Here is a 3,822-nt window from a genome sequence, read left to right as displayed (position 1 = left end):
TAAGGGACACAGCCTAGTTTACGGCGAGACCCAGCCGCCACAGGAGCTGATGCTCTCCCCTGCCGTCAGAGCCAAGCGTGAAGCGGTGGAAGCGATTGGCGAAGCCGACCTGATCCTGATTAGCCCGGCAGTTTCTATACCAGTCTGATGCCGGTGCTGCTGCTGCCGGAAATCGCCAAAGCGCTGCGCCGTACCCCGGCGATGATGGTCTTTATCGGTAATCTTGGCAAAAAGCTCAGCCCGACAGCGGCGCAGCTGACGGTGGTGGGTAAGCTGGCGATAATGGAGAAGGCGATTGGTAAACGGGTGATTGATGCTCTAGTATTGAGACCGAAAGTTGACAGCAGCCATCTGAGCGACCGTATGGTAATTTAGGAGCCGCTGGAGGCAGGGGATATTCCCTATCCGCACGACCTTCAGCTGCTGCGCCTAGCGCTGGAGCACGCGGTGCAGGCGATGGTGTAGCCCTGTCAAAACGAAAATGGCGTGTTATCGCGCAGGGATGAGGCATGCCTGACCCCTACGAAAACCGGCGCAGCCTGTTACGATGCAGCGATAAACAGCTCGCGCACTTGGTGCAGCTGGTTGCGGACATGGGCGGCCTCTTCAAACTCCAGATTCTGTGCGTGCTGCTGCATCTGCGCTTCCAGCTGGTGAATGCGCTTCTGCAACCCGGCTGGCGACAGATCGATATAGGTCGCATCATCTTCCACCAAGCTCTTACCTTTCATGTTGCGCGGCTTAGCCTTGCTATTCGCCAGCCCCTGCCCCAGCTCGAGAATATCGGCAATTTTCTTGTTCAGCCCCTGCGGCACAATGCCGTTTTCGCTGTTGTACTGCTCCTGCTTCTCGCGGCGACGCTCGGTTTCACCGATGGCGCGCTCCATCGACGGGGTAATCTTATCGCCGTAGAGAATTGCTTTACCGTTAAGGTTACGTGCGGCACGTCCAATGGTCTGAATCAGCGAGCGTTCGGAGCGCAGGAATCCCTCTTTATCAGCGTCGAGGATCGCCACCAGCGACACTTCCGGCATATCCAGCCCTTCTCGCAGCAGGTTAATCCCCACCAGCACGTCAAATCTACCGAGGCGCAAATCGCGGATAATCTCGATACGCTCAACGGTATCAATATCCGAATGCAGATAACGCACGCGCTCGCCATGCTCCGTCAGGTATTCGGTTAAATCTTCCGCCATACGTTTGGTCAGCACCGTGACCAGCACGCGCTCGTTAATCTGCACTCGCTTGCGGATCTCCGACAGCAGGTCATCCACTTGGGTGCCCATCGGACGCACTTCGACAATCGGGTCGAGCAGACCGGTTGGGCGCACCACCTGATCAATTAAATCGCCGCCGGATTTCTCCAGCTCATAATTGCCCGGCGTGGCGGAGACGTAAATCGTCTGCGGCACCAGCGCCTCAAACTCTTCAAATTTCATCGGGCGGTTGTCCAGCGCTGACGGCAGGCGAAAGCCATACTCGACCAGCGTCTCTTTGCGCGAGCGGTCGCCTTTGTACATCCCTCCAATCTGCGGAATGGTGACGTGAGATTCGTCAATCACCAGCAGTCCATCGGCAGGCAGATAGTCAAACAGCGTGGGCGGTGCTTCGCCAAGACCGCGCCCGGAGAGGTAGCGAGAGTAGTTCTCGATACCGGAGCAGTAACCCAGCTCGTTCATCATTTCGAGGTCAAACTGGGTGCGTTGGCTGATGCGCTGCTCTTCCAGCAGCTTGTTGTTTTCTAGCAGCACCTTTTTGCGCTCCGCCAGCTCAACCTTAATATCTTCCATCGCCTGCACAATACGCTCACGCGGCGTGACGTAGTGCGTTTTCGGGTAGATGGTATAACGCGGAATCACCGACTCAATCTGCCCGGTCAGCGGGTCGAAAATGGAGAGCCGCTCAACCTCTTCATCAAACAGCTCGACGCGCAGCGCGCAGTCGTCCAACTCTGCCGGGAAGATGTCTATCACCTCCCCGCGCACGCGGAACGTTCCGCGCTGGAACGCTTGGTCGTTGCGCGTGTACTGCAGCTCCGCCAAGCGGCGCAGGATGGCGCGCTGGTCAATCACCATACCGCGCGTCAGGTGCAGCATCATTTTGAGATAGAGGTCGGGGTCGCCAAGGCCGTAAATCGCAGAAACGGAGGAGACCACAATAACATCGCGCCGCTCCAGCAGGGCTTTCGTGGCGGAAAGACGCATTTGCTCGATATGTTCGTTAACGGAGGCATCTTTCTCAATAAAGGTGTCGGAGCTGGGCACATAGGCTTCCGGCTGGTAGTAGTCGTAATACGAGACAAAGTATTCCACGGCATTATCAGGGAAAAACTCTTTCATCTCGCCGTACAGCTGCGCCGCCAGCGTCTTGTTAGGGGCCAGCACCATGGTCGGGCGATTCAAGTCGGCAATCACGTTGGCGACGGTAAAGGTTTTACCGGATCCAGTCACGCCCAACAGCGTCTGATGGGCAAGACCATCTTCCAGCCCCTCTTCAAGGCGTCGAATCGCCTCGGGCTGATCGCCAGAAGGTTTGAAATCGGAGTTGAGTTTAAAGACTTTGCTCATTGAAGGGCTACCTAAAAGATGAAGTGCGCAAACCGGACTCTAATTCTACTCTGCCCTGAAGATTTTGCTAGCAAAAAAGACTGGATAAAATCACAGGTGTTTGCATGATGCTTCAGAAAATAGCAGCTGTGCATTTTTGCCGCCCGTTGCGCAAATGAATGCGCAAAATTCGCGCCAAGGTTATCCCCAAATGCTTTACGTTTTTAATATTTGTCAATAGCCTGCTGACAAATCTGACCAAGTGCCTATCAAGAATATTTCAGTGGCTTGACTTTAATTAACTAATTGATTTTTATCTTCTATATGAATAAGCTGAGTTTCGCATCAACCCGAGCGCAAGCCACGTCCGCTCTCGCCTTGCGCAGGTTTTTACACTCTAATACACAAGGTTATCCACAGGAATAGTGGATAACTGTCTTCAGTGCTTGAGGCATCTGATGTGTATAAATCGTCCCCACGCTGCGATCGCCTCACCAAATATTTTTTGCTTTATTTTCACCCCCGCCAAGGCGGATTCTGCCTGCCATTGGGCAAGTTATGCACCGCATATTGCGTCAGCCCGGCGCGTTTGACTCTCCCTGCCTCACGCTCACTGCCATTTCGCGTGGTAGTTGCACCACAAATGATTAACCCGCGGCACTGGTCCGGTGCAGCATGCTGCTTACTAGAGGAAATTGTTTAGCCGCGCTGACCAATAACTGCTGATAAATGTCATCACCTTGTGTCTTTTTAGCTTTTTTCCGACATTTACCGGTCGAGTCCGTCAAGGTGGTGTAAATTCAGATCCAGCCTTCCGGTCCGGTAATATGTCTGTTAAGCGCTGAGTGGCAGCGCCTCGATCACATCGTTTTCAGCGGTCTGCTCTATCTCCGCCATGCTGTGCTGCGGCAGGTAGCGGTTCTGCAACAGCCATTCTTCGTTCTGCTCCGTCAGCACCGCCCCCAGAAGCCGGGTTATGCTCTCTTCGTTGGGAAGATACCCACCACGTGGGAACGCCGCTTCACCTCTTTATTCAGGCGCTCCAGCGTGTTCGTGGAGTGGATTTTCACCCGGTGCGCTCCCGGGAACCCGAAGTACGCCAGCCCCTCCGCCTCCGCTTCGTCCATCATCTCTGTGACTGCCGGGAAGTTCTTTTCCAGCTGGGCTGCGACCTCGCGCCAGGTGGCATGGGCGTTTTGTTCCTCCGTCTGCACGAACACCTGTTGCAACGCGGCACAGACAACCGACTGGCTGGCTCTGCTGACTCGCCCCAGCA

1 protein-coding gene and 2 pseudogenes are annotated in these 3,822 nt (G+C 54.9%); 1 reads left to right on the top strand and 2 read right to left on the bottom strand.

The window, feature by feature from the left end; all coding sequences use genetic code 11:
* Positions 1-465, top strand: a pseudogene (locus tag BBW68_RS12190) (gluconeogenesis factor YvcK family protein); the annotation flags it as partial.
* Between the two features lie 77 nt (positions 466-542).
* On the opposite strand, the gene uvrB reads toward BBW68_RS12190, so the two are convergent.
* Both uvrB and BBW68_RS12180 read right to left on the bottom strand, forming a co-directional pair.
* Positions 543-2,567: an excinuclease ABC subunit UvrB gene (uvrB, locus tag BBW68_RS12185; protein ID WP_070135572.1), complete on the bottom strand. Its 2,025-nt coding sequence runs from the start codon at positions 2,565-2,567 to the stop codon at positions 543-545.
* An 813-nt stretch (positions 2,568-3,380) separates the two neighbouring features.
* Positions 3,381-3,822: pseudogene (locus BBW68_RS12180) on the bottom strand (transposase); the annotation flags it as partial.

Origin of the sequence: Candidatus Erwinia dacicola (assembly GCF_001756855.1) — a bacterium.
Classification (GTDB): Bacteria; Pseudomonadota; Gammaproteobacteria; order Enterobacterales; family Enterobacteriaceae; genus Erwinia; species Erwinia dacicola.
The sequence above is the reverse complement of the archived record's forward strand: the minus strand, read 5'-3'. Positions and strand labels throughout refer to the sequence as shown.

What these genes read in the sequence shown, in the direction of transcription:
- uvrB (WP_070135572.1), bottom strand. Translation starts at nt 2,567, where the DNA reads ATGAGCAAAGTCTTTAAACTCAACTCCGATTTCAAACCTTCTGGCGAT.